Raw genomic sequence first — 24,425 nt, forward strand, 5'->3', positions numbered from 1 at the left:
AAGCAAAGGAGAATAGAACATGAGCAACACTTTTATTACCGTTAAAGAGATCGCAAGGCAGGTACTGCCACGTTTGATCAGCAACCTTGTTTTCCCGAACCTGATTCACAAAGACTATTCTCAGGAATTCGTGACGGGCAAAGGCGCAACGATCCAGGTTAAAAAACCGGTTATCCTGACCGCAAATGATTTTGACGAAAATGCCGGTGTTACAGCCCAGGGAGTAACGGAACAGTCCGTTGAAGTAACCCTGGACAAACTCGCAACAGTAGACGTCGAGTTTGGTGCCATCCAGCGTGCTGTCAATGTCGATGACTTGAACAGATTGTTCTTGGAACCGGCAGCTATTGCCCTGGCTGAAAAGATCAATTCCGATGGCCTTTTCCTGTACAAGGACATCCCGTACACCTGCGGGGTTGCCGGGACGACTCCGGATGCACTGACGGACCTTTCGGATGTCAGGCTTGCGCTGAACACTAATAAGGTTCCGGTCCTTGGGCGCATCGCGGTATGGGATCCGAATGCTGATGCCAAGTTTACGACGATCGATGCGATTGTCAATGCAGAGAAATCCGGTACTACCCAAGCGCTGCGCGAAGGATCGATTGGCCGGATCTTTAGCTTGGATAACTTCATGTCCCAGGATGTCAAAGCCCATGCGACTGGGATCACGACAGCCACGACACTGAAAGTCAATGGCGCGGTGCTGGCTGGAGCTACTAAGCTGGCTATTGATGGCACGGCGCTCGTCGGTAAGTTCGTCAAGGGCGATATCATCACGATCAGCGCTAAGAATTACACCGTTACTGAGGATTCTGCTGCAGCTGCTGCGAATGCAATTGCAGAAGTCAAAGTTTACCCGGCGCTTCCGGCTATTGCCGATGACACTGCTGTTACCCTCGTGGCTAATCACACGGCAAACCTTGCGTTCAATCCGAATGCCTTTGCCTTTGTGACGAGACCACTTTCGGCACCGGCTGGCGTTGAAGCCTATGTGACTTCATATAACGGCGTCACGTTGCGCGTGGTTCGCGGCTATGACATGAAGTACAAAAAAGAAATGCTCTCCATGGATGTCCTGTACGGGTACAAAACCATGTATCCGGAACTGGCCGTCAGAGCATTGGGATAAGGGAGGAGTTAGGGTATGGCTTATGCTGATTATACGTTCTACACGGAGACATATAAGGGTAAATCCATACCCGAAGCCGACTTTGGCAGGCTAGTTACCCGGGCAAGCAGCTATCTGGACCGTATGGGCGTGGATCTCGATCCGGACAGCGCCAGCGTCCAGATGGCTGCCTGCGCCGTCGCTGAGGCATGGCAGACTAATGAGCAGGGCGGTGACGTTGTCAGTCAATCAGTGGGCCCCTGGTCTAAGTCTTACCAGAAGGAAACCAAGTCTGATGATGACCGGCTCTATGATGCCGCTCAGCTTTATCTGCCGAATGTCCGAAGGGTCAGGTGGTGCTGATGTTTCCGCATACCGTGACGATCTACAACAAATACATGGACAACGGCGCTGAGAAGTGGCATAGAACTGTGATCGCTGGTGTCCTTTGGAACAGCTCAAAAGGGGCCGTTGTTCGGAAGACTGGAGAGTCAGCTGTGGATGGTCTGCAGCTGATTATTCCTTTTTCAGCGGGTGCCGGTTATGTGAAGCCAAAAGCCTGGGAAAGTCTGACTGACAGATCCGGGTGCTGGACGCTAAAAGGCGGCGACACCGTTATTCTTGGAGATATTGATTATGAGGTCGTCAAGTCATCCAGTGAGCTTAAACTGTTTGATGACGTGCTGACGATCTCAAATGTTGATACCCGGGATTACGGCGGCGAAATGTCGCACTGGGAGGTATCAGGGAAATGAGCCATAAAGACATCAGGATCGTGACACCCAGGGGCGCCGTCTTCAATACAAAGGGTTCAATTGCTAAGCTTGAGTGGAATCCTGACTTTGTGGATGAGTGGCAAGGTGCTTACGATGAAGCCCAGGTATATGTCGATAACGAAGTACTAAGGCTATCTGATCCCTATACACCGTTCCAAAGCGGCCTATTGAAGAAAACCGGTGCACTGGGAACAATCCCAGGCCGCGGTGAAGTTGTCTGGAATGCTCCGTATGCCCGGTATCAATATTATGGCAAGGTCATGATTGGCAGGGCACCTAAAAAGCTGACTGATGAGGACCTGAAGCAGCACGGGGCACCGAAACGCGGGGCGTTCTGGTTTGAGCGGATGAAGAAGGATAAGCTCAGTCAAATCCTTGCTAATGTAAGAAGATTCATGAGGAGAAACAGATCATGAGTATTATCAAAGCTTTGCAGGATTATCTTAAGACCTATGAGGGTATGAATCTCCAACCGCTGGCAACGGATATGGCCGGTACCGTCGTTTCAAAGTATGCCCTTGCGCCTTCCGGGAATGGCAAGACCGTTACCGACATCATTGGGAACAAGACATTTGAAAACAACTATGTTTTCTATGCCAAAGAAGCAGCAGCTAACGAAGTAGACCGTCAGGACAATTACGATTTTCTAGAGGGTTTATCAGACTGGCTGGATGAGCAAAACGATGCCGATAATTTCCCTGAATTGCCAACAGGCTATGATGTGGAAAGCATTGAGGTATCTAATGCCATGCTGTTTGATATCGACGAGGACGGCACCGGTCTTTACCAGGTGCAGATCAAACTGAAATTTACTAAGAAGAAAGGATGATACTATGTCTGGGAAGATTAAAAGAAGCCAGATCGCGGCATTTCTGAATACCGGTACTAAAGCAGTTCCGGTGTGGAGTCTTATTGGCGACGGTGTCACTGAGCAGACAATTGCCTATAATCCGCAGACATCGGAGGAGGTCTATATTAGCCAGGACAGCGGAACAACGAACGTTGAAAGCTACAAGGTTAATATTCCGACTCCAATGACAGCGATCAAAGGGGATCCTGTATTCGATTTTGTGGATACGATCAGGAAAAATCGGAAAGTGCTCGCTGATGCAGAAAGTGAAGTCTGCATCGTTTATCTTTACGAGACTGCAACTGCCGGATCATACCCTGCGGAGAGAAATGCTTGTTCCGTTCAGATTGATGATTTTGGTGGGCCCGGTGGTGAAACGGCCAAGATCAATTTCACGCTGAACCTTAACGGGGATCCCGAGATTGGGACGTTCAACCCGACAACTAAAGAATTCGCTGCTGCATAACCAAATAAGAGAGAGGGCCCTACAATTGTGTGGGGCCTTTCTTTAGGAGGATGAGAAAGGTGCAAAGTCTTAGGATTGATACCGGCTCAATCAGATTAAAGGTCAATGACGATGAAAGCAGGGTAATTGAATTTAATCCCAATGACCTGGCTTTTGTTGAACGGTTTTATGGCCTCATCAGTGATTTTGAGGGCAAAGAAAAAGAGTATATGCAAAAGATCGATATACTCAACCAGAACACAGAATTGGATTCCTATAATATCCCCAAAAATATGGGAGAAAGCCTGGCGTTACTGAAAGAAATCTGCGAATTCCTTCGGGAAAGAATTGATCATGTCTTTGGAAAAGGAACCAGTCAAGCTGCTTTTGGAAACGCAAATACCCTGGATATGTTTGAGCAGTTTTTGAATGGGATTACACCGTATATCCAGCAAAGCCGCGTAGGTAAAGTTGAAAAATACACAGGTAACAGAGCGCAGCGAAGAGCAGCGGCCAAAGTGATGAAATAATGAATATCTTAACTGAGCAGCTGCCTACAGCAGTCGAGATCGATGATGTGGTCTATGATTTGGATACTGACTTCCGGACATGCCTCAATATAATCCTGGCTTTTGAGGATCCGGAGCTGACCAGTTACGAAAAGCAAATGGTTATGCTTGAACTTTTGTATAAAGAGATTCCGGAGAATATTAATGAGGCCTGCCGTCTCGGAGTAAAATTTCTTGATTGCGGGGAAGATCCGGAGACTGAAGAGACACATAGTGATGGCGCCGGTCGGCTGTATAGCTTTAATCAGGATGCCAAATACATCTACTCAGCAATAAAGCAAAGCCATGGCGTTGACCTTGAAATCGTGGATTATTTACATTGGTGGAAGTTTTGTTATATGTTCCTGGATTTAAGAGAAGATTGTTTCTTCCACCGGCTCATTCACCTGCGCCGGCAGAAGAATCTTGGAAAGCTTACCAAAGAAGAAAAAGAACTATATTACCGGATTCAGGATATTGTGGATGTTCCGGAAGTACGGACGACTGAAGAACAGATAGTGGCAAGTGAATTTATGAGGCTACTAAAACAAGGTAAAAACGAGGCGGAGTGATGCCTTATCAAAAAGATAAAATGCCCTTACTGTGGATACACAATGCCGATCGAGCATTCTGATGAAGCGGTTTGCAAGGGCGTATTTGTAAAATGTAAAGGTCGAATGTGTAAAAAGACTTTTGAAATCAAATTGAACAATACAGAAATAATCAAGTAGTGCCTGAGTGCCGATGATTATTACTTTCGCATAGGAGGTGAAATCATTGGCAGCAGGATATGATGGCAGCATTCGGATAGATACAAGGATTGATACCAAAGGCTTTAATACTGGAACTAAACAGATCTCCAGTGGTTTAACAGGAATTGCGTCCTCTCTCAAAGGTGTTGCAGCAGCTGCAGGCCTTGCTTTCGGTGTTAAGGCAATAGTTGATTTCGGAAAAGCATCAATCAAGGCCGCAACGGATCTGACTAATGCCATGATGGGCCTCCAGAGTATCATGGAGGGCCAGGGACGGAGCTTTGCTAAGGCCCAGCAGTTTATCAATGACTACGTTTCTGATGGTCTGATACCGGCTACAAAGGCCATAACAGCCTATAAGAATCTTGCCCTTCGCGGCTATGATGACAGCCAGATCCAGCAAGTACTCATTGCCTTAAAGGACAGTGCGGCGTTTGGCCGGCAGGCAAGCTATACAATGGGTGAAGCCGTTGAAATGGCTACTGAGGGTTTGAAAAATGAGAATTCAATCCTGGTCGATAATGCCGGCGTCACAAAGAACGTGGCAAAAATGTGGGAGGACTATGCCAAAAGTATTGGCGTGGCCACCAATGATCTAACCAAGCAACAGAAGATCCAGGCTGAAGTTCTCGGTATCATGGAGGAAACAAAATTCCAGACCGGTGACGCGGCGAAGATTGCCGAATCTTATTCCGGACAGGTTTTAAGGCTCGGGTTCAACTTCAATAACCTCAAGATAGCAGTCGGCAATGCGCTGATCCCACTAGCCCAGGCGGTTCTTCCTTCAATCAATGCGATTATCGAAGGGTTAACCAGGCTGGCAAATATCTTTGCGCAGGTTTCGACTGCTATCTTTGGGAAGCAAGCCGATACTCAAAAACAGATTGCCACTAGCGGGACGGCTGCCCAGAAGTCCCAAACCGGTCTTGCAAAAGCAACGAAGGCAGTAGGTGATGCGAGTAAAAAGACTAACAAAGAGCTGAATAACTCGCTGGCCAACTTTGATGAGCTTAATGTCTTGGCCAAGAATACCGCTGATGGCATGGGTGATGTAGTTTCTGGTACTGACTTCGGAATTGATACGGTAGGATCACAAGATGAAGTCAATGTCGACATATCGATTAATCCTAAAATACAGGAATTTATAAATGGACTCAAAACAGACCTTGCAGAACTTTCTCCGTATATTGAAAACCTGAATGGCGCTTTGGGTCGATTTAAAGAAGTTTTAGGGAAGGTCTGGGAAAAGCTTGAACCTGTCCGAAAATTGATTGGTGAGTTTATTAAAAATAAGGCGTTAGATATAATAGCTGGTGTTGTTATGGAGTTTGCAGGGGCTCTTGATGTGTTATCAGGCCTGTTGTTGCTTGTATGCGGTATCTTGACTGGCGACTGGGGTATGGCTCTCGAAGGAGCAAAATTGATGCTGCAGGGTGTTGGAGAAATGCTCGAAGCGGTATTCATTGTAATTCTCGGCAGAGATGCTGTTGAATCGATTAAGACCTTTATCAGTGAATGGAAAACAAGAATTTCAACTTGGTGGACTCAGGATGTAAAGCCGTGGTTTACAAAAGAAAGATGGCTGCAGCTATGGACAGACGTAAAAACCTGGTGGGGGAACGGCTGGGCTGGAATAAGTACCTGGTGGAATACAACGCTTCCAAACTGGTGGAAGACAAGCGTCACGCCATGGTTTACCAAACAAAAATGGCTTTCGATAATGGCAGGAGTCAAAGACGGATTTGCTGAGACATTTAAAAATGCCGTTAATACCGCTATTGCATTGTTTAACGAGTTTATCGGCTGGGTAAATTCAAAAATGCGTTTCAGCTGGGATGAAATAAAGATAGCTGGAAAGCAGATAGTCCCAGCTGGTAATGTACAGCTTTTCACTATACCGAATATTCCTAAATTGGCAACCGGCGCAGTAATCCCTCCGAACAGCGAATTCATGGCAGTTCTTGGCGATCAGCGCAGCGGCCGTAACCTAGAAGCTCCGGAGGATCTTATTAGACAAATTGTCCAGGAGGAAACTGGTAGCGCCTTCCTGGCAGTTATGCAAATGATTCAAGGTAATCAAAATCAAAGTGGCGATGTTATTCTGCAGATCGACGGGACAACTCTTGGCAGAATCCTAAGGCCTTATTTGTCGAAAGAAGATCAGCGAGTCGGCAAGGTAATTATTAAGCCAGTTTAAGAAAGGAGGGGCGGCGGTGATTAAAATTAATAATACGGAGTTGCCTGCTATTGTTGTTTATAATGTGTCTATTATGGACATTTCTCAGGCTGGACGTAACGCAAATGGGACTATGATTATAGAGCGTATTGCTACAAAGCGAAAAATTGAACTTGCTGCAGGACGTTTGACTAGGGAGCAATTAAGCCAAATGTTGAACCTGGTTGCTCCAGTATTTTTTACAGTGGAATACCCCGACCCCCAGGACAATACAATGAAAAGCGGAACCTTTTACTGCGGAGATAGAAATATTGAAGGGTTAAGGTATAAAAACGGACTGATGTACTGGAAAGGTGTAAAATTTAGTTTGATTGAGAGGTAAGGCTTATGATACCTGTATCAACACAATTTAAAGAAGCTGTATATGCACCTGTCCGTCAGACCAAGGCAAAGATAGAATTTCAGATAGTAGACATAGATGCCTCACCGGACGCCACAACAACTGTAACCAGCGAGGCCAGTATAAGCAAAAAGGCTCAAATATCTGATACCGTAACGGAATTATCCGGTAAACTGGCAACCCTAGAACCAAACTACTGGAAGCTAGATGGCTCTTTTGTCCTCCCGCCTAAACCAATAGAAACAGGTTATCAGGTAGGGTGGTGGAGTAACGCAATATGCGGAGCAGATGGAACCTTTAGTACCCCCCAAGTTATCACAATGCAGTTTTCAAAAGACCATAGCAGTGTAGGAATTACGCTGTTTTTTGATACTAAGGCCAATGAATATGCCTCAGATTTTACAATTAGATTTTATAATAGCTCAAATGTTTTGCTTTACACTGAGACTGTAACCGGCAACACTCTTAGTAAATATCTCTTGGAACATACATTTTCCAATTACCGCAAAATAGTAGTGACCATAACTAAATGGGCAACGGGATCACGGAGGGCCAGGGTAGCAGAAATCAGTTTTGGCATTGTTTATCAATATACCGGGCAGGAAATAATTAACGCAAGCATCCTGGAGGAATTAGACACTATAAGCAATCAAGTCACTGCTAACGAGTTAAAAATGACATTAGATAACCAAGACAAACGGTTTAATATACTTAATCTCTCCGGTGTATATCCAGCACTACAGAAAAAACAGAAAATCAATCCTTATTTGGGCGTCTTAAAGGCTTCCGGCGATACAGAATATATACCAATGGGTATTTTTTATTTAAGTGAATGGAAGTCAGATGAGGGGACCATGACGGCATCATTTACTGCTTATGATGTCATGGACCTTTTGGCTCAGGATAACTTTGCCGGAGGAACATACTCAGGAGCTACTCTTTACAATATAGCGCAGGCAGTGTTTACTTCTGCCGGAATTACTGACTATGAAATTGATACAGCCTTGCAAAGTATTACCTCCTCAGGCTCCCTTGAAAAGATGCCCCACAGAGAGGCATTGCAGCTTATTGCGATAGCCGGAATGGCAGCCGTTTACTCTGACAGGGTAACAGGAAAGCCGATTATAAAACAGCTATCAGATACAGCCTTAGATGAAACAATAGACTTTGACAATGTATTTAACTCGCCTAAGATCACCCTGGATGTCCTAATCAATACAATTTATATTGATAACGGCAATACAGTTTATACCTATGTCGATCCTTCCAAGGCAGCGGACGAGCAAACCTTATCAATCACAGTCAATAACGGCCTGATCACCGATGCAACCCATGCGGCCAATGTAGCAGCCTGGATTTTGGCTGAGTATAAGAAAAGATTCCTTTATGAAATAAACTGGCGCATGAACCCAGCTATAGCAGTGGGGGATATAGTTACGGTTGAAGACGAATTTAGTGAGAATAAACAAGTAAGAATCACGAAGCAAGAGTTTAATTTTCGGGGATATCTCGATGGAAAAACAAACGGAAAGGCGGGATCTTAATGGCTTGGGTAACGCCTAAAACCGATTGGACGGCAAATAATTATTATAATTACGGAGATTTAAACCGTGTTGAAGGTAATATAAATGCAATGGTTGATTTAATAAATACCTATGCCTCAATTACCGGGCTAACGTCAATTACAAACCGTGATATTACATCTTTTGAATTTTATGATAGCTTAAATCGAATTGAACAAAATGTTTTAGCATTGAAAAATGCTACTTTTGAACCTTTGGGATGGATAACACCTAAAACCGATTGGCATACGCTAGACCCGTTTGATTATACAGACGCTAATAGGTTGGAAAGCAACTTATTAGCTCTTTATATTATGGTCAATAAAATAAAAGCTTACCTAAAGTATTGTGGAACATATTATTGTGGCCAAGACCCTACTTATCTTTAAGAAAGGGATGAAAATATGGCATATACGCGAAGAACTTGGACTGATAGAGTAGTTGAGTTTATTAGAAGATATCGAGATCAAAACAATACCCAATATACATTTACACCGGATGAGGGAACAATTACAAACCCTGGCACTCCAACCAGCGCAGCATATATGAATAATATTGAGGACGGGATTGTCGAGGCTCTCACCGGCTCCACAATATATGCTGCTAGCTCTTCCGGATCTGATGCTTATGCGGTTACTCTGACTGGGGTAATTACATCTTATACTGCAGGGCTTACGGTACGAATTAAGGCTGATGTAGCCAACACGGGAGCATGTACACTTAATGTAAATAGCCTGGGTGCAAAAGCCATTAAGAAAAAAGTAAGCAGCGACTTGGAGGACGGCGATATAAAAGTTGGTCGAGTTATTACGGTTATTTATGACGGTACAAACTTCCAGATCAGCCCTGAAGTGCCGAGGTTTAGAAAACAGATCTTTACCGCGGATGGTACCTTTACCGCTCCACAAACTGGCGTTTATAAAGTCACTGTTGTTGGTGGCGGCGGTAGTAGCGCAAGAGATGCATCCAACGGTGTTGGCGGCGGCGGAGGGGGTGCTATAGTTATAAAAACATTATCCCTCACAAAAGATGATGCGGTTACTGTAACTATTGGTGCAGGTGGTGTTGCTCCTGCATATGGTACTACAACAAATGGGAATGCTGGCGGTACAAGCTCCTTTGGAACTCATTGTTCGGCAACGGGCGGAAGTGGCGGTTATTTATGGGTAACTGGCGTTGCTAGGGGTGGTTATGGGGGTTACGGTAGTAATGGCGATTTAAATTTAAAAGGTAATGAAGGCAGTTTTTTTGCGGGCTTTAATGGAGGTAATAGCGCAATAGAATTAACGAGTAGTATATATAATCCATATGGCAAAGGGGCAATTGCCGTTAGCAGTGTTAACAACGCTTATGGTGGTAATGCTGGGGTGGTAATTGTCGAATGGGTGGAGGTGTAAGCGGTGAAATGGGCAAGAATTGAAAACGGAATAGTGGTGGAAACGACCGGGGTTGATCCTGCCGGTCGTTTTGTTTTGGAGATCGAACAGCAATTTATATCTTGTCCGGATAATATTGAGCAGAATTGGACTTATGCTGGCGGAACTTTTTCTCAGCCTCAGGAACCGACGCCAACAAAGGAATCAATCAACGCTCAGGTAGTAGCAAAAATCAGGGAGCGGTACAGCATTGACAATGAATTTCAAATGCAACGGTTAGGTATGCTAGACCCCAATAATATGGAGTACCAAGCATACCTTTTGTATGTCCAGGAATGTGTTTCTTGGAGTGACGCTGAAAAAGCAAAATATAATTTATAAAGGGAGGAATGACAATGGCCTTTCAGTCAATTATAAAAGAATATTACCAGTGCTTATCTACCGATACAAAACTAACTACAGGAGTGAAACCTGGTGCCAAATGTGAAGAATTGGATACCGGGAAAAAATTTGTTTTTGACGGGAATACGTGGAATTTAGATTGGAGCATGTCTTTTATAGCAAGGAGTTTTGCGAACGTAATCAATGCCCCTCTAGTAGGAGCAAAGACTGTTGGAACTGTAGCAGCCTCACTATTTGCGGGAGCCTCCCGGCTTGCGTCTAGGGTATTTATGAAGGTTGTTAATGTAGGGACTCTACCCGTTTATTACGGTCCAGAAGGAGTTACAACCTTAACGGGAATCCCGATACAACCAGGAGAGGCAGAGTCGTTTGCTGTTGGAGATTTGCCTATATACTTTGTAGCTGCTGCTAACAACGAAGTGCGAGTGGAGGAGAGATGATCATGAGATATGATATTATTGTCGAAGTTAAAGAAAAATCTTGTGAAGCTACTACTAAAGTGTACGACGACAATGAAGTTCTGGTATCACAAGGAGTTATTGAGATTGGAACTACGGATGCAGTTGTAGCAAGACAGTATACTGAAGATATCTTCCTTCCTGATTTAAGAAAGAATTTCCCTGAGATTTCTGCATTAGTTCTTCCTATTGATTCTATGCCTGAACCTACACCGGAGGAAGGTGGTCAGTAATGATAACACCTAAAAGTAAAAGACCAGTTCCGAATATCTATCCTGCCTCACTAACTAGGGCAGGGTTTGGATTAAATCTCTCTGGTAAGATATTCCCTCAAAATACTCCACGTATGGAGTTTGGACAGTTAATTAAAAATGCTATATCCACAGGCGATTTTGAAACATCGACGACAGGTTGGGTATTAAATACTGGAGTAGTTTCTACTGATTATGCTTATAAGGGAACTAAAAGTTTAAAATTTGCCAATGTTGCATATAGTAGTGGCGCGAGGATAGACGTACCTTTTCCTGATGGTCATAAAATTTACTGTAGGACTATGTTATATCTTTCAGCTTATACGTCTGGAACTGCCTATTTGAATATTTATGATTATAATGATTGGACTAATCCGGTTGGCAAGAGCGCTTCTTCCATTACAGGAGTTTGGCAGACATTAAGTGTAATTAAAACTACTGTTGCTGGAAAGGGCGGCATACGTTTTGTTTTCGACCACAGTAATGTTACAGACACAGAATATTGGGACTGTGCCGTAATGGTAGACCTGACGGCTCTTGGGTTAGATAACCTTACACTTGCTCAGTGTGATGCTAAGTTTGCCAACGCCAACGGAGGTATTCTTATTCAGCCAGCAAATCCTGTGTGGGTGGAAGAGAGTACGACAAATTTACTATCTAAACCTTTGGATTTCAGTAATGCTATTTGGGCAAAAGTTACAAATACAATAGTACAGGGGGGGCAAATTGATCCTTTTGGCGGAGATAAGGCATGGCTTGTCACCGACCCCGATAATACTCGTAATTGTTACATTACTCAACAAATTTCTGTGCCAAATGATTCTGTGCAACGTGTAGGGTCTGTATATGTAAAGCAAGGCAGTTATGCAAAAACACAGTTATATCTTAGTTATACTGGTGGCACTGTGTTGACCACAGATATAGTAATAACCTGGGGAACGACACCAACAATATACGCAACCGCTGGTGTTACACCCACATTGACAGCAGTTGGAAATGGTTGGTATAAAGTTACTGCTGTTTTGGCAAACAATAACGCTGGAAACACATATTTAACATTAGGATTATATGGCGCGGAGTGGGTTTCTGGCGGTACTGCTATTGGCTCGTCTTACTTTGCTTTTCCTCAACTTGAAACTAAAGCCTATGCAACAAACTTTGTCGATGGTACACGCAATGCGGAAGTGTATTCTATAACTACTCCTGGGGGGTTAACGCCAGCAAGTGGTTGTATCAGGATGTGGGTGTATTTTAATCCCGCGTCAAGAAGAAATATTGCAAATAACCATACTCGTATTTTTAGCGTTAATAGGTTAATAGGTGGCACAGGACTTGCTATATCCCACGATCAGGCGTCTAATTGGTATATTGCCGGTAAGAATGACGCTGGAACAGACATGGCGTATGTGTCAGTACCAGATTCAAATACTCCAGAAGGTTGGCATTTAATATGTCTAAAATGGAGCACCGCTGAAGTTAAGTTTTTTATTGATGCAGTTTTAAAAGCGACTATTGTCAATCCTGCGTTACCTTCTGCTTTTGATTCCGTAATTACTTTTGCTGGTCATGCGTCGCAAGTAGCATATGCTTTAGGTTCAATGATCGACGAAATCCACATCTCAAATGACTACCCATCAGACGCTGCGCTCTTGAATGAGTACCTGAATAATTACCCTGCTGTGCCAGAGAGACAGAGTACAAATATTTGTCCTACTGATGTATCAGGATGGGAACAGGGAACTCTTGGTACTACTACCGGAGAACCCGCAACCTCAGCCAGTAGAATTAGAACAGTAGGATTTATAGAGGTATTACCGAATACACAATATACCTATTCGGTCACAAGCAATCTTCATGCCTCTAGTAGTTTTTTCTTTTATGCTTCTGATGGTAGTTATATCTCTTATACTTCTTCGCCAGAAGGAGCTATGAGTAAAACAATAACCACCCCAAGTAATTGTACAAAAGTAAAACTACTTTCAGCTAAATCTAATGGTTCTGATGCCATTGTTCCTAGCGAAGTACCAGTCATTAAAGCCCAACTAGAAACAGGAGCAACGCCGACAAGTTGGATGGCTGGAGGAACTACAAGACAGGTGGCGTTGATAAGACCGAAGGTGAGGTATATTAGTCAAGGAATAATTTAATCAGTTAAAGGTCCATTAACACCCGATGAGGTGTATTTTTTTATGTCCGAAAGGAGGTAGTTATCTTGGATATAAAAGAAATAAGTATTAGCTCATTTGTGGCCGCTGTTGGAACCTTCATAAGCTACTGGTTGGGAGGGTGGGATGTAGCGCTGCGTGTGCTTATTACATTTATGATTATCGATTATGTAACAGGGTTCCTGGGAGCTTGGAAAAAGAAAAAGGTAGATAGTGAGATTATGTTCTGGGGCGGGATCCGGAAGGGGATCATAATTGTTGTCATTGCAATCGCAGTCATGCTGGATCAGCTGCTTGGGAATAAAGAGCCAATATTCCGAATGTTGGCCCTTTATTTTTATATAGCCCGGGAAGGGTTATCCATCATTGAGAATCTAGGGATTCTGGGAGTTCCGATGCCTGGAGCAATTAAAAAGGTTCTAGTCCAATTGCAGGAGAAAGGAGAGTGATAACTATGTTGCCACTTAAAAACCCTCAAATAACAAAAGCCTATGGCACTCCTCCGCCGGCAGGGTTTACTTACGCAAAGGGTTATCATTCCGGCATAGATATGGTATCCAGTGATCCGACAATACTTGCTTCAGTTCCCGGCATTATCATTGCCAAGGGCTTTGATCCTCCGGGTTGGGGTAATTACATTATACTTAGATACCAAAATGAATACGACCTTATCCATGCTCATATGTCCTCTTTTAATGTCGCAAGAGGTCAGACGGTCAAGGAAGGTGATAGGCTCGGAATCATGGGGGCAACCGGCCAAGTAACAGGAGCCCATTTGCATTTTGAAGTTAGAAAAGGTCCTTGGGAACTCAGAAATGACATTGATCCGGCCGCTTGGCTGGGAATTAAAAACGCCGTAGGTACAGCTGTACGTATAAAGGAGGAAAAGGAATTGATTAAAAACTTAATCTTATGTAACCCTGGTCCGGATGAAAGAGCTGCCGGGTACCTAGCTGATCACTTAGCTGCTCCGGTAGATCATCTCAATACAGTTGCTACCGACACCCTGGCTGCAGCACAGAATGTTTATGTAGTTGGCAGCAGTGAAAAGCCGGCCGCAAATTGCGTAAATATCGTTGGCTCTGACCGATACGATACCTGTGCCCAGGTTATAAAAATTTGTCAGGGGAGGTAAATAAAATGCCTAAAATTCAGACTCGCAAAACGATTGCGCTGACCATGACGGCAGCGTATATTTTATTTACCGGCTATTGTCTAGTAACAGGAAAGAATATACCGGTTGAATTTACGGCCATTGTTGGGCCGGTGATTGGTTATTATTTTGGAAAGAGTACAGCTTTGGAACAGCCAGAGCAGAAGTAATAGTGAAGCCCCGGAGGAATAAGATCCTTCGGGGCTTTTTTGCGTTTATGGCTACATTTAGGGCTGTAATATTTTATTTTATGCTTTCAACATCTAATGAATAACCAATTACTTCTCCAACATCGGTAATAGTTCCAATCACGGTAACTTTTTGTTTGTTTGTAAATTTGGCTACTGTAGCTTTCTGTTCTTCAGTTATGTAACACATGACATTGAATAACGAGAAACTACCATCCAAAGGGCCAATGGAAAAATAGTTACCACTACTATCAATATTTGATAATTGACCGGTTATCTCAACATATTTATCTTTATAAGTATTACTGGCGTTAAGTGCATTGTTATCCAAGTCTTCAATTAGTTTGTCTACGGTTACGACCATTGGAGTGGTAGGTGGTGCAGGATCACTTTGTTTAGCTTGATTGTCCGTCGGTGCGGATGCGGTACTATTGTCATTAGACCCTAGATTACTTATGGCGGCAATAGCAATGATTACAATGAACATCCAGAACCACCAACGTTTTGTAATGGGTTTTTTAACTTTTACTTCATCCGACATTTAATTACCTCCATTTTTTTACTTCTAAGTATTTTACTAATTATATAAGGTCGAAGTAAGGTAAATTAAGTCGAAACAAAAAAATAATCCATCCTACACTGGGTAAGATGGATAGTATTTTTGGATTAAAGCAAATCTGAAAGTGTGTCTTGTAATATCGTATATTTCGCCTAAAAGCTATGAATTTTTACAAGTACTATTCGCGCAATATACAAAAATAGTCTGAAAGCCCTGAAAATAGCGGATTTTGATTTAATAGGAATATAAATTGTCTGATTGAATACAGTATTCTTTTTTAAATAAGCCCTTTTGCAGCAAAATTAAGCTTGACGAATAGAAGAAATAAAAAGTATACTAAAATAGCAGGGGACTATCGTAAAAAAATAGTTCCCTGTATTTGTAGCCTAATCCAGGTAGTTTACTCTTAATCGCATACTACTGGCCGAAGCAACATTTTCAATCCGTTAATGTTATTTTTTTAGTTTCTTTTATTTAGTTGGTCGGATAGGGGTTATCTCTACGAAAGAAAAACAAACAAGAAGATTGAGGAGGAGAAAACAAATGTCGAAAATGAAAACAATGTCAGGGAACGAAGCTGCTGCGCATGCTTCATATGCGTTTTCCGAAGTAGCTACTATTTTCCCGATTACCCCTTCATCCGACATGGCAGAGCTTGTTGATGAATGGGCTGCGTATGGCCGTAAGAATATTTTTGGCCAACCGATGAAGGTAGTTGAGATGCAATCGGAAGCCGGAGCCGCCGGTGCTTTTCATGGTTCGCTGCAGGCTGGAGCGCTTACTACGACGTATACGGCTTCTCAAGGTCTGCTTCTGATGATTCCGAATATGTATAAAGTCTCCGGTGAGCAGCTGCCCGGTGTCTTTCATGTCAGTGCCAGAGCACTTGCAGCACATGCCTTGTCCATCTTTGGCGATCATCAGGATGTCATGTCTGTCCGGATGACCGGCTTTGCGATGTTAAGTTCTGGAAGTGTGCAGGAAGCCATGGATCTTGCTTACATCGCTCACCTCTCTGCAATAAAAGCCAGAGTGCCGTTCCTTCATTTCTTTGACGGCTTCAGGACTTCTCATGAGATTTCCAAAATCAACGTGCCGGAGTATGAAGAAGTTGGAACGCTGCTTGATTGGGAAGCATTGAAACAGTTCAGAGACAATGCCTTGAATCCTGAACATCCCTGTCTCAGAGGGACCGCCCAGAATCCCGATATCTACTTTCAGGCTCGCGAAGCCAGTAATAGTTTTTATCAGGCGGTGCCTGGGATTGTCGAAGAATATATGCAAAAATATAAGGGTCTTACGGGACGTGAATATAAGCTCTTTCAGTATTATGGAGCTCCGGATGCTGAGCGGGTTATTATTGTTATGGGTTCTGTCGGGGATACAATCAGTGAAACGATTGATTATCTCGCAGCGCAGGGTGAAAAAGTAGGTGTATTAAGGGTTCGTTTGTTTCGGCCTTTCTCTGCGGAACACTTTATCGCAGCTTTGCCCAAGACAGTCAAGAAAATAGCTGTATTGGAACGTACCAAAGAGCCGGGTTCCCTTGGCGAACCTTTATACCTTGATGTTGTAGATGTTTTTTCCAAGCAGGCCGAAAAACCGGTAATTGTCGGCGGACGCTATGGTCTGGGTTCCAAGGATACCACACCTTCTCAGATCCTCGCGGTATATGAGAACCTGAAAGCGGAAAGTCCCAAGCACGGTTTCACGATCGGCATTATTGATGATGTTACGTTTACTTCTTTGGAAGAGAAGCAATTTATTGATACAACCCCTGAAGGAACCATCAGCTGCCAGTTCTGGGGACTTGGTGCGGATGGAACCGTCGGTGCCAATAAGCAGGCGATCAAGATTATCGGAGATTTCACAGAACTCTATGCTCAGGCTTATTTCGCCTATGACAGCAAGAAATCAGGAGGTACGACCGTATCGCATCTGAGATTTGGCAAAACCCCGATCAAAGCGCCTTATCTTGTCAATACCGCGAACTACATTGCTTGTCATAACCAGTCCTATGTGGATAAATATCATCTGCTGAAAGGACTGAAACCTGGAGGTACGTTCGTATTAAACTGTCAGTGGCCGGTGGAGGAACTGGACGAAAAGCTTCCTGATGCACTCAAAAAAGCCATTGCGGCTAAGAATGCCAAGTTCTATATTATTGACGCCGGCAAGATTGCCAGGGAAATTGGACTCGGCAGCAGGATCAATATGATTATGCAGTCGGCCTTCTTCAAGCTGGCCAAAGTCATTCCGCTGGAGGATGCGCTTCAGTACCTGAAGGATTCGGTTGTTAAGGCCTATGGCAAAAAGGGACAGGAAGTCGTTGACATGAACAATAAGGCGATCGATGCCGGATGTAATGCACTTGTGCAAGTTGAAGTTCCCGCATCCTGGGCTGAGGCCGATGCCAATAAGGGTATTTTCCTCGGGAATGAGAAAGACCCTGCCTTTATTAAAGATGTTGCGCGTGTTATGGCTGCCCAGGAAGGTGACAAACTTCCGGTAAGTGCATTTTTAGGCCGTGAGGACGGAACATTCCCTCTGGGGACCTCGGCTTACGAGAAACGCGGGATTGGTACTGCGATTCCTGAATGGATCAAAGATAACTGCACCCAATGCAACCAATGTTCTTATGTATGCCCGCATAGCGCGATCAGACCTTTCCTGATGGATGAGCAGGAAGCGGCTCAGGCTCCGGAAGCTTTTGCTGCTGTCAAGGCTGCCGGCAAAGATCTGGCCGGACTCCAATACCGCATGCAGGTCAGCCCGCTCGATTGCACAGGCTGCGGCAACTGCGCGGATATTTGTCCTGCGAAAGAAAAAGCGCTGGTTATGAGGGAAGTCGAAGAGATGACCGCGGTCCAGGCTCCTCTCTGGGAGTATGCGGTGGCTTTAAGCGGTAAAGAAGACAAAATTGCCAATAAATATTCCGTGAAGAACAGTCAGTTTGTTAAACCGCTGCTTGAATTCAGCGGCGCTTGCCCCGGCTGCGGAGAGACTGCCTATGTAAAACTCTTAACCCAGCTGTTTGGGGATCGGATGATGGTTGCAAATGCCACAGGTTGTACGTCGATCTGGGGCGGCAGTGCTCCTTCCATTCCATATACCACCAACAAAGAAGGTAAAGGACCTACCTGGGCCAACTCCTTGTTTGAAGACAATGCTGAATACGGGTATGGTATGTATCTTGGCGTTCAGCAGATGCGCAGCAGACTGGCTGACGAAATGAAGCAGGCCCTCAGTCTGGATATTCCTGCGGAAATGAAAGCAGCTTTCCAGGAATGGACAGAGAATATGAATGATGGAGATACCTCCAAGGCCGCTGCCAAAAAAGTGCTTGACGCTTTTGCTTCCGTCGATGTGAAGTCCAATGAACTTCTGCAAAAGATTTGGGAGAAGAAAGATCACTTGGTCAAAAAATCACAGTGGATCATCGGTGGAGACGGCTGGGCTTATGATATCGGCTACGGCGGACTGGACCATGTCCTGGCTTCAGGCGATGATGTCAATATTCTGGTTCTCGACACAGAAGTCTATTCGAATACAGGCGGTCAGGCTTCCAAGGCAACACCACGTGCTGCCATTGCTAAATTTGCTGCAGCCGGCAAGAAAATCCGCAAAAAGGATCTCGGCATGATGGCCATGAGCTACGGCTATGTTTACGTTGCCCAGGTTGCTCTGGGATCCAGCATGACTCAGACCTTAAAGGCCATTCAGGAAGCAGAGGCGTACAAAGGACCTTCTCTGGTTATTGCGTATGCACCCTGTATCAACCATGGCATTCATTCCGGTATGGCGACCAGTGTCACACAGGCTAAGAAAGCTGTTGAAGCCGGGTATTGGCATCTGTACCGTTACAATCCGGATCTTCTCGAAAAAGGAGAAAAACCGTTTACCCTCGATTCGAAAGAGCCATCAGCGTCCTTCAGAGATTTTATCATGTCTGAAGTAAGATACAGCTCCTTGCTTCGTACTTTCCCGGATACGGCGGAAGACCTTTTTAAAGGAGCCGAAAAATTTGCCGGAGAACGCTACAAATCATACAAGCGCCTGAATGATCAGGATTGGAACTAACACTGCAAAATTGGAGAACAAACGGAAGCTGCTGCAGGCAGATGATGAACATTTGCCGCAGCAGCCTCTTTTTTTAGTTTCCATATCCAGCAAAAGGGTACTAATAACTCTTTTTTAAGGGAAGAATATACTATAAGCATCAAGTACCATATCAACCCTAGATCTTATAATATCCTGGCGGCAGATTTCTTTTAATACTGCGTTGTCTTGCAGCTCCTTGCCTTAAAAAAATCTCATCCCATTATATAATAATTTTAGGGTTGACAAGGCACTAAATAAACAGTAAGCATTCTGGTTAACCGAAAGGAATGAGTCTCAATGCATAATATTTATCCACGTTGTTCACTGTGCCGGAATACTCCCTTAAATGGTCTGTATGACGGGTTTCGCCTTGCCGGAAAGTTTATTTGCTCAGCTTGTGAAGAACAAATTATGACAGCCGATGTCCGGACCCCAACGTATCAGGAGAATTTACTGCTTATACGGAAAGTCCTATACGGACAGTCTGCTGATTACATATGTGGACAGTCAAATCGCTAAAACAAAGGTGAAATACAAGTGAAAATATGCTAAAATAAAATGATACCTATTGTGGGGAGGAACCCGGTGGATTCACTGAGAAAAGGACTTGATGACTACTGTGGGCAGGGTATGGTTTCGTTTCATACGCCTGGTCATAAAGGCAGTAAGGAACTACTGTCCGGAATGATGTTTCCGGATTATGATTTAACGGAACTTCCAGGGTTGGATATGCTCCACCATCCACATGGGATTATCGCTGAAGCACAGAAAAAAGCTGCGGAAGCTTATGGATCGGAAGAGACCTTTTTTCTGATTAACGGAGGTACTGCGGGTAACCAGTCTATGTTTGCCGCGCTGATGGCCGGTATGCGGCTGACAGACAGAAAAGTCCGAATTGACCGCAGGGCGCACCGGTCAGTTTTTGGTGCCTTGATCCTGTCGGGAGTTGTTCCCGAATATATTGCTCCGATTATTCATCCGGATTTTCATTTGGCGCTAGGAATGGATGCGGTAGAATATTCCGACGATCTGGCAGGAATTGGGGCGCTGCATCTGACGAGTCCAAGTTATTACGGAACAGTCACAGATCTCAAAACAATCATCAAGCAAAGGGACGGGAATGCTCCGTTTATTCCGATTCTGGTGGATCAGGCCCATGGCTCCCATTTGCAGGGAGGGCTGTTCCCTGCCGGTGCCGTAGCCGAAGGAGCAGACTTGGTGCTCCATAGTTCCCATAAGACCCTCGCGGCGCTTACTCAGGCCGGAATGCTCCATGTACAGGGCAGCAGAGTTGACCGTACGGCCCTGAAAAAATCATTGGAATTTCTGCAGACTTCCAGTCCGAGCTATCTTCTGATGGCTTCTCTGGAAACGGCGCTTGAAGGATTAACACAGACACAGATCTGGCAGGATCTTTACGTGGAAGTATGTCTGCTGCACCAAAAACTGGAGGGACCTTTTCGGATACTTACAGGTAAGGACTCCGGGAAATATGGTATTTATGATGTTGATTGGTCCAAAATTCTGATCAATGTTTCGGGTTTGGGCTTGACTGCGTTTGAAGCTGTAGATTTTTTAAGAAAGGTATTCCAGATTGAGCCTGAATTATGGGACAAAGAAAATATTCTTTTTATGCTCGGCGCAGGCAGCAGGCCCGAGGACGTACGTCATTTGACGAAGGCGCTGGAATACCTGGCGGGCAAGTACCGTGGGCTGGCAGGACAGCAAAAGGAGCGAAGAACGGATCAATCTCAGAATTCTGCCGGATCAGGCTCCACTCTGCTTATCCCTCCGATGCATTTGACGCCGAGGGAAGCATGGCTGGCAGCCAAGAAACCGGTGAAACTAAAGGATGCCCTTGGTTTAATTTCCGGAGAAACTATTTCGATTTATCCCCCCGGCATCCCGCTTATTGCAGGAGGAGAAGAGATCACCTCTTATGTGCTGGAATATCTGAACAGGGCCAGGGAGTATAATTGGCAGGGGTGGGATGGTTCGGAACGCGGAGAAATTCTCGCAGTGAATATTTAAGGTGGATAGGATCATGGGGATTAATTATACATTATTAACAAAAGCAGCGCTTGAAGGAAAACTGGCCCATTTTCTCTTATTTCACGGCAGCGGGATGATCGAAAGAGAAAGGGCTGTTCGAGATCTTGCTCTCATGTTAAACTGTAGAAAAGAAAATAAACCCTGCAGGGAGTGTCCGGATTGCAAAAAAATGTTATCCGGCAATCACCCTGATTTTCATATGATCAGGCCGCAAAAGACATCGATTGGCATCGAACAGATTATTCAGATTCAGGGGAAACTATATCGTAAGACCTATGAAGGGAAATTCCGGATATGTTTGATTGACCAGGCAGACAAGCTTACACTCCCTGCTGCGAATGCGCTGCTTAAATTGGCCGAGGAGCCACCGGATCATACGTTAATTGTCTTAAGTGCAGGAAATGCCGAGGGAATTATAAATACCTTAAGGAGCCGTGCTCAGGAAGTCTATTTCTCTTCACCGGCAGAAAGCGATTGGCTGGAGGAGACGGATGCTTTCAGGCTTAGCGGCGGAGATCCAGATCTGGCAAGGAAAATCCAGGAGGTTGGTCTAAGCCGGATCAAGAGCCTGTCGGGAAACTATCTGGAGGCCATCGAAAAAAAAGATTTCCTGAAAATGTTTGCGCTTTTTCCGATGGAAAGAGAAGAAGGCCAGCTTCTTCTGCAGGTCCTGGCTGTTGTCCTGAAAGAAATGGTGATTAAAGGGCAGCAGTCACCTCAGGTTCTCAAAGAAATTACACAAATGACAGAAGCCGTCCGCAGACAGGTTAATCACAGGCTGGCGCTGGAAGTACTGGCCCTAAAACATTTGAAATTGGGAGGAACCGATATTGGCTAAAGTTGTTGGTATTCGTTTCAAAAAAGCCGGCAAGATCTATTATTTTCTTCCCGGCAGCCTCGATATAAAGCCGAACGACGGTGTTATTGTGGAGACGGTACGGGGAATGGAATACGGTAAAGCGGTCATTTCGTTAAAAGAGATTTCCGAAGAGGAAGTGGTATCGCCGCTCAAAGAGGTGCTGCGCTTAGCAACACCCGAAGATGAGGAAATCTATCAAAACAATGAGAAGAAAGAAAAAGAGGCTTTTCAGATATGCCTCAAAAAAATTCATGCCCATCAGCTTCCGATGAAACTGATTGATGTGGAATATACTTTTGATGGCAATAAGATTATTTTTTCTTTTACAGCCGAAGGCCGGGTGGATTTCAGGGAACTGGTGAAAGATCTGGCCTCCGTATTCCGTACCCGCATAGAACTTCGACAGATCGGGGTGCGGGATGAGGCGAAGATGCTCGGAGGACTCGGTTCCTGTGGCAGGGAACTGTGCTGCAGCTCTTTCCTGGGAGATTTCGAACCGGTATCGATCCGGATGGCCAAAGATCAGAATCTTTCGCTTAACCCGACAAAAATTTCCGGCATCTGCGGAAGGCTGATGTGCTGTCTTAAATATGAGAATAGCTGCTATGAATGCCACAACACATTAAATAAGGGACCCAAAGAGAATCGAATTTTCTCTGAGGTATATGATAAGGAGAGCCAAGAAGAATTGCGCAAACTTGTTGCCGAAGAAGCGGAGGAATAGAGTTGGGCCAGCTATATCAGGCAATTACGGAAGTTGAAGAAAATATCTCAACGCTTTTAAGTGAAGTAAAAAGCCTTAGGCAATATGTTGAGTATCTGGAAGAAGAAAACGTCAAACTAAAAAGGCAGCTTTGTGCCGTCTCAGAGGCAGATACGGTCAGGGTACAGAAAAATGCAGCCAAAATCCAAAAGGAAGCACAGGAAAATCTCGAAAAGCTCTATCAGGAAGGTTTTCATGTCTGCCATATTTATTTCGGCGAACCCGTTGAAGGAAGCTGCCTTTTCTGCAATGCTTTTCTTCGTAAAGACTGACGACCGGAGGATATCATGCCGCAAACAGGGATTTTGTATGTCTGTGCCACCCCAATCGGCAATTTAGGAGATATTACGCTTCGGGTGCTCGAAACACTGAAAGCAGTCGATTTTATAGCCGCGGAAGATACGAGGCATTCGAGAAAACTTCTTGATCATTATCAGATTAAGACCCCTCTTTTAAGTTACCATGACCATAATGAAAAATCGCGTGCCGAGGAGATTGTTCGCTTCTTAAAAGAAGGAAAAAGCGGTGCGTTGGTCTCTGATGCGGGAATGCCCGGGATATCTGATCCCGGTCATATACTTATTGCCCGCTGTCAGGAAGAAAAAATCTGTGTTGACGTTTTGCCTGGCGCCAATGCTGCTTTAACAGCACTTGTTCTGTCGGGAATGCCGGCGGAGAATTTTCTCTTTCTGGGATTTTTGCCTTCAACAAAAACAGAGCGCAAGAAAATCCTTAGAGAAATGACCGAGATTCCTTACACCATTATTCTCTATGAGGCACCTCACCGGATCAAAGCAACGCTGGAAGACATTCTGGAGATTCTTGGGGACCGTCAGACCGCAGTAGCCAGGGAGCTGACTAAACTGCACCAAACGGTACACAGGGGTCTCGCAAATGAACTTCTGCAGGAATTCCGGCTTGCACCAGTAAAAGGTGAATGCTGTATTATTCTGGCACCTGCAGAAAAAAACATTGATCCCGGGGACCCTTCCCTTTGGATGGAGGACCTCCGAAAATTTGAAAAAGACGGCAAAGATCGCAAGGATGCAATGAAAATGGTTGCTAAAAAATATGGTATGAGTAAAAGTATGATTTATAAGGCTTTTCTGGATCAGAAGTGACAAAATGGACAAAAAAACAGGAAGTAACTATTTACCTCCTGTCTGGAAAGCCAGATGTTCAACCGGCCTTATTTTCTGAAGCAGCAGCTTCCCCCATTGCCGCGGCACATTCACGACAGACATTCTTTCCGCGGAATACTTGAACATTGGAAGCATTGCCACAGAAGACGCAAGCTGGCTCATACTTTTTAAGTATGATTTTTTCTTCGTCAACATATATTTCCAAAGCGTCTCTTTCATCAATTCCTAATGTTCTGCGAAGTTCGATTGGTAATACGACCCGACCCAATTCATCAACTTTTCTCACAATTCCTGTGGATTTCATAATTTTCATCCCCTTTCTCAACAAGTTTCGAC

Annotated in this window: 29 protein-coding genes; 27 read left to right on the forward strand and 2 right to left on the reverse strand. The window is 44.5% G+C overall.

Features of this window, described 5'->3' with window-relative positions:
- Window positions 1–19: 19 nt before the first annotated feature.
- From OKX56_RS05705 to OKX56_RS05800, 20 genes are all read left to right on the forward strand, one after another.
- Window positions 20–1,132 (forward strand): major capsid protein, encoded by a 1,113-nt coding sequence (locus OKX56_RS05705; protein WP_287895843.1) that lies wholly within the window; start codon window positions 20–22, stop codon window positions 1,130–1,132.
- 15 nt (window positions 1,133–1,147) lie between these two features.
- The gene (locus tag OKX56_RS05710; protein WP_287895844.1) at window positions 1,148–1,474 is read left to right on the forward strand and encodes a head-tail connector protein; all 327 of its coding nucleotides are present in this window, start codon (window positions 1,148–1,150) and stop codon (window positions 1,472–1,474) included.
- Entirely contained in the window at window positions 1,474–1,866 is a 393-nt protein-coding gene (locus tag OKX56_RS05715; protein WP_287895845.1) for a DUF6751 family protein, read from the forward strand. Before OKX56_RS05710 ends, OKX56_RS05715 begins: the two co-directional genes overlap by 1 nt.
- On the forward strand, window positions 1,863–2,303 hold the full coding sequence (locus OKX56_RS05720; RefSeq protein ID WP_287895846.1) for a minor capsid protein: 441 nt from the start codon (window positions 1,863–1,865) through the stop codon (window positions 2,301–2,303). Before OKX56_RS05715 ends, OKX56_RS05720 begins: the two co-directional genes overlap by 4 nt.
- Complete coding sequence (locus tag OKX56_RS05725; RefSeq protein WP_287895847.1) at window positions 2,300–2,716, forward strand: phage tail terminator protein; 417 nt, start codon at window positions 2,300–2,302, stop codon at window positions 2,714–2,716. The genes OKX56_RS05720 and OKX56_RS05725 overlap by 4 nt, the downstream gene beginning before the upstream one ends.
- 4 nt (window positions 2,717–2,720) lie before the next feature.
- Window positions 2,721–3,203, forward strand: a complete 483-nt coding sequence (locus tag OKX56_RS05730) for a phage tail tube protein (protein WP_287895848.1) — start codon at window positions 2,721–2,723, stop codon at window positions 3,201–3,203.
- A gap of 59 nt (window positions 3,204–3,262) precedes the next feature.
- The gene (locus OKX56_RS05735; RefSeq protein ID WP_287895850.1) at window positions 3,263–3,712 is read left to right on the forward strand and encodes a DUF6673 family protein; all 450 of its coding nucleotides are present in this window, start codon (window positions 3,263–3,265) and stop codon (window positions 3,710–3,712) included.
- Window positions 3,712–4,302, forward strand: coding sequence for a bacteriophage Gp15 family protein (locus OKX56_RS05740; protein ID WP_287895852.1), 591 nt, complete (start codon window positions 3,712–3,714; stop codon window positions 4,300–4,302). The genes OKX56_RS05735 and OKX56_RS05740 overlap by 1 nt, the downstream gene beginning before the upstream one ends.
- Before the next feature lie 205 nt (window positions 4,303–4,507).
- On the forward strand, window positions 4,508–6,679 hold the full coding sequence (locus tag OKX56_RS05745; protein WP_287895853.1) for a phage tail tape measure protein: 2,172 nt from the start codon (window positions 4,508–4,510) through the stop codon (window positions 6,677–6,679).
- A 16-nt stretch (window positions 6,680–6,695) separates the two neighbouring features.
- Window positions 6,696–7,040, forward strand: coding sequence for a DUF6711 family protein (locus tag OKX56_RS05750; RefSeq protein WP_287895855.1), 345 nt, complete (start codon window positions 6,696–6,698; stop codon window positions 7,038–7,040).
- 5 nt (window positions 7,041–7,045) lie between these two features.
- Window positions 7,046–8,602 (forward strand): hypothetical protein, encoded by a 1,557-nt coding sequence (locus OKX56_RS05755; protein WP_287895856.1) that lies wholly within the window; start codon window positions 7,046–7,048, stop codon window positions 8,600–8,602.
- Window positions 8,602–9,009: a hypothetical protein gene (locus tag OKX56_RS05760; protein WP_287895857.1), complete on the forward strand. Its 408-nt coding sequence runs from the start codon at window positions 8,602–8,604 to the stop codon at window positions 9,007–9,009. The genes OKX56_RS05755 and OKX56_RS05760 overlap by 1 nt, the downstream gene beginning before the upstream one ends.
- 15 nt (window positions 9,010–9,024) lie before the next feature.
- A complete protein-coding gene (locus tag OKX56_RS05765; protein WP_287895858.1) occupies window positions 9,025–10,017 on the forward strand; it encodes a glycine-rich domain-containing protein in 993 nt (330 codons plus the stop codon).
- A gap of 3 nt (window positions 10,018–10,020) precedes the next feature.
- Entirely contained in the window at window positions 10,021–10,377 is a 357-nt protein-coding gene (locus OKX56_RS05770) for a hypothetical protein (protein ID WP_287895859.1), read from the forward strand.
- Between the two features lie 14 nt (window positions 10,378–10,391).
- The gene (locus OKX56_RS05775; RefSeq protein WP_287895860.1) at window positions 10,392–10,838 is read left to right on the forward strand and encodes a hypothetical protein; all 447 of its coding nucleotides are present in this window, start codon (window positions 10,392–10,394) and stop codon (window positions 10,836–10,838) included.
- Between the two features lie 2 nt (window positions 10,839–10,840).
- Entirely contained in the window at window positions 10,841–11,089 is a 249-nt protein-coding gene (locus tag OKX56_RS05780; protein ID WP_287895861.1) for a hypothetical protein, read from the forward strand.
- Entirely contained in the window at window positions 11,089–13,254 is a 2,166-nt protein-coding gene (locus OKX56_RS05785; RefSeq protein WP_287895862.1) for a phage head spike fiber domain-containing protein, read from the forward strand. Before OKX56_RS05780 ends, OKX56_RS05785 begins: the two co-directional genes overlap by 1 nt.
- 65 nt (window positions 13,255–13,319) lie before the next feature.
- A complete protein-coding gene (locus OKX56_RS05790; protein ID WP_287895863.1) occupies window positions 13,320–13,721 on the forward strand; it encodes a phage holin family protein in 402 nt (133 codons plus the stop codon).
- A 5-nt stretch (window positions 13,722–13,726) separates the two neighbouring features.
- Entirely contained in the window at window positions 13,727–14,407 is a 681-nt protein-coding gene (locus OKX56_RS05795) for a M23 family metallopeptidase (RefSeq protein WP_287895864.1), read from the forward strand.
- A gap of 5 nt (window positions 14,408–14,412) precedes the next feature.
- Complete coding sequence (locus OKX56_RS05800) at window positions 14,413–14,595, forward strand: hypothetical protein (protein WP_287895865.1); 183 nt, start codon at window positions 14,413–14,415, stop codon at window positions 14,593–14,595.
- A 73-nt stretch (window positions 14,596–14,668) separates the two neighbouring features.
- On the opposite strand, the gene OKX56_RS05805 is transcribed toward OKX56_RS05800, so the two are convergent.
- Window positions 14,669–15,154 (reverse strand): OB-fold protein, encoded by a 486-nt coding sequence (locus OKX56_RS05805; protein WP_287895866.1) that lies wholly within the window; start codon window positions 15,152–15,154, stop codon window positions 14,669–14,671.
- Between the two features lie 561 nt (window positions 15,155–15,715).
- On the opposite strand from OKX56_RS05805, the gene nifJ reads away from it, so the two are divergent.
- The 7 genes from nifJ (at window position 15,716) to rsmI (ending at window position 24,068) form a co-directional block, all read left to right on the forward strand.
- Entirely contained in the window at window positions 15,716–19,252 is a 3,537-nt protein-coding gene (gene nifJ / locus OKX56_RS05810) for a pyruvate:ferredoxin (flavodoxin) oxidoreductase (RefSeq protein WP_287895868.1), read from the forward strand.
- Between the two features lie 318 nt (window positions 19,253–19,570).
- Complete coding sequence (locus tag OKX56_RS14910) at window positions 19,571–19,792, forward strand: sigma factor G inhibitor Gin (RefSeq protein WP_353737764.1); 222 nt, start codon at window positions 19,571–19,573, stop codon at window positions 19,790–19,792.
- Between the two features lie 66 nt (window positions 19,793–19,858).
- A complete protein-coding gene (locus OKX56_RS05815; protein ID WP_287895870.1) occupies window positions 19,859–21,304 on the forward strand; it encodes an aminotransferase class I/II-fold pyridoxal phosphate-dependent enzyme in 1,446 nt (481 codons plus the stop codon).
- A 13-nt stretch (window positions 21,305–21,317) separates the two neighbouring features.
- Window positions 21,318–22,163: a DNA polymerase III subunit delta' gene (locus tag OKX56_RS05820; RefSeq protein WP_015042285.1), complete on the forward strand. Its 846-nt coding sequence runs from the start codon at window positions 21,318–21,320 to the stop codon at window positions 22,161–22,163.
- Window positions 22,156–22,908, forward strand: coding sequence for a PSP1 domain-containing protein (locus OKX56_RS05825; protein WP_019224867.1), 753 nt, complete (start codon window positions 22,156–22,158; stop codon window positions 22,906–22,908). The genes OKX56_RS05820 and OKX56_RS05825 overlap by 8 nt, the downstream gene beginning before the upstream one ends.
- Before the next feature lie 2 nt (window positions 22,909–22,910).
- Complete coding sequence (locus tag OKX56_RS05830) at window positions 22,911–23,219, forward strand: initiation-control protein YabA (protein WP_015042287.1); 309 nt, start codon at window positions 22,911–22,913, stop codon at window positions 23,217–23,219.
- 15 nt (window positions 23,220–23,234) lie between these two features.
- Complete coding sequence (gene rsmI / locus OKX56_RS05835; RefSeq protein WP_287895873.1) at window positions 23,235–24,068, forward strand: 16S rRNA (cytidine(1402)-2'-O)-methyltransferase; 834 nt, start codon at window positions 23,235–23,237, stop codon at window positions 24,066–24,068.
- A 58-nt stretch (window positions 24,069–24,126) separates the two neighbouring features.
- Here rsmI and OKX56_RS05840 read toward each other — a convergent pair whose 3' ends face one another.
- Window positions 24,127–24,393 carry an AbrB/MazE/SpoVT family DNA-binding domain-containing protein gene (locus tag OKX56_RS05840; RefSeq protein WP_015042289.1) on the reverse strand — a complete coding sequence of 89 codons (267 nt, stop codon included), beginning with the start codon at window positions 24,391–24,393 and terminating at the stop codon, window positions 24,127–24,129.
- Window positions 24,394–24,425 lie beyond the last annotated feature (32 nt).

This window comes from Dehalobacter sp. (genome assembly GCF_030063005.1).
Classification (GTDB): domain Bacteria; phylum Bacillota; class Desulfitobacteriia; order Desulfitobacteriales; family Syntrophobotulaceae; genus Dehalobacter; species Dehalobacter restrictus.

What these genes read in the sequence shown, in the direction of transcription:
- OKX56_RS05715 (WP_287895845.1), top strand. Translation starts at nt 1,474, where the DNA reads ATGTTTCCGCATACCGTGACGATCTACAACAAATACATGGACAACGGC.
- OKX56_RS05840 (WP_015042289.1), bottom strand. Translation starts at nt 24,393, where the DNA reads ATGAAATCCACAGGAATTGTGAGAAAAGTTGATGAATTGGGTCGGGTC.
- OKX56_RS05780 (WP_287895861.1), top strand. Translation starts at nt 10,841, where the DNA reads ATGAGATATGATATTATTGTCGAAGTTAAAGAAAAATCTTGTGAAGCT.
- rsmI (WP_287895873.1), top strand. Translation starts at nt 23,235, where the DNA reads ATGCCGCAAACAGGGATTTTGTATGTCTGTGCCACCCCAATCGGCAAT.
- OKX56_RS05800 (WP_287895865.1), top strand. Translation starts at nt 14,413, where the DNA reads ATGCCTAAAATTCAGACTCGCAAAACGATTGCGCTGACCATGACGGCA.
- OKX56_RS05755 (WP_287895856.1), top strand. Translation starts at nt 7,046, where the DNA reads ATGATACCTGTATCAACACAATTTAAAGAAGCTGTATATGCACCTGTC.
- OKX56_RS05760 (WP_287895857.1), top strand. Translation starts at nt 8,602, where the DNA reads ATGGCTTGGGTAACGCCTAAAACCGATTGGACGGCAAATAATTATTAT.
- OKX56_RS05720 (WP_287895846.1), top strand. Translation starts at nt 1,863, where the DNA reads ATGAGCCATAAAGACATCAGGATCGTGACACCCAGGGGCGCCGTCTTC.
- OKX56_RS05705 (WP_287895843.1), top strand. Translation starts at nt 20, where the DNA reads ATGAGCAACACTTTTATTACCGTTAAAGAGATCGCAAGGCAGGTACTG.
- OKX56_RS05740 (WP_287895852.1), top strand. Translation starts at nt 3,712, where the DNA reads ATGAATATCTTAACTGAGCAGCTGCCTACAGCAGTCGAGATCGATGAT.
- OKX56_RS05795 (WP_287895864.1), top strand. Translation starts at nt 13,727, where the DNA reads ATGTTGCCACTTAAAAACCCTCAAATAACAAAAGCCTATGGCACTCCT.
- OKX56_RS05785 (WP_287895862.1), top strand. Translation starts at nt 11,089, where the DNA reads ATGATAACACCTAAAAGTAAAAGACCAGTTCCGAATATCTATCCTGCC.
- OKX56_RS14910 (WP_353737764.1), top strand. Translation starts at nt 19,571, where the DNA reads ATGCATAATATTTATCCACGTTGTTCACTGTGCCGGAATACTCCCTTA.
- OKX56_RS05710 (WP_287895844.1), top strand. Translation starts at nt 1,148, where the DNA reads ATGGCTTATGCTGATTATACGTTCTACACGGAGACATATAAGGGTAAA.
- OKX56_RS05820 (WP_015042285.1), top strand. Translation starts at nt 21,318, where the DNA reads ATGGGGATTAATTATACATTATTAACAAAAGCAGCGCTTGAAGGAAAA.
- OKX56_RS05725 (WP_287895847.1), top strand. Translation starts at nt 2,300, where the DNA reads ATGAGTATTATCAAAGCTTTGCAGGATTATCTTAAGACCTATGAGGGT.
- OKX56_RS05805 (WP_287895866.1), bottom strand. Translation starts at nt 15,154, where the DNA reads ATGTCGGATGAAGTAAAAGTTAAAAAACCCATTACAAAACGTTGGTGG.
- nifJ (WP_287895868.1), top strand. Translation starts at nt 15,716, where the DNA reads ATGTCGAAAATGAAAACAATGTCAGGGAACGAAGCTGCTGCGCATGCT.
- OKX56_RS05730 (WP_287895848.1), top strand. Translation starts at nt 2,721, where the DNA reads ATGTCTGGGAAGATTAAAAGAAGCCAGATCGCGGCATTTCTGAATACC.
- OKX56_RS05775 (WP_287895860.1), top strand. Translation starts at nt 10,392, where the DNA reads ATGGCCTTTCAGTCAATTATAAAAGAATATTACCAGTGCTTATCTACC.
- OKX56_RS05765 (WP_287895858.1), top strand. Translation starts at nt 9,025, where the DNA reads ATGGCATATACGCGAAGAACTTGGACTGATAGAGTAGTTGAGTTTATT.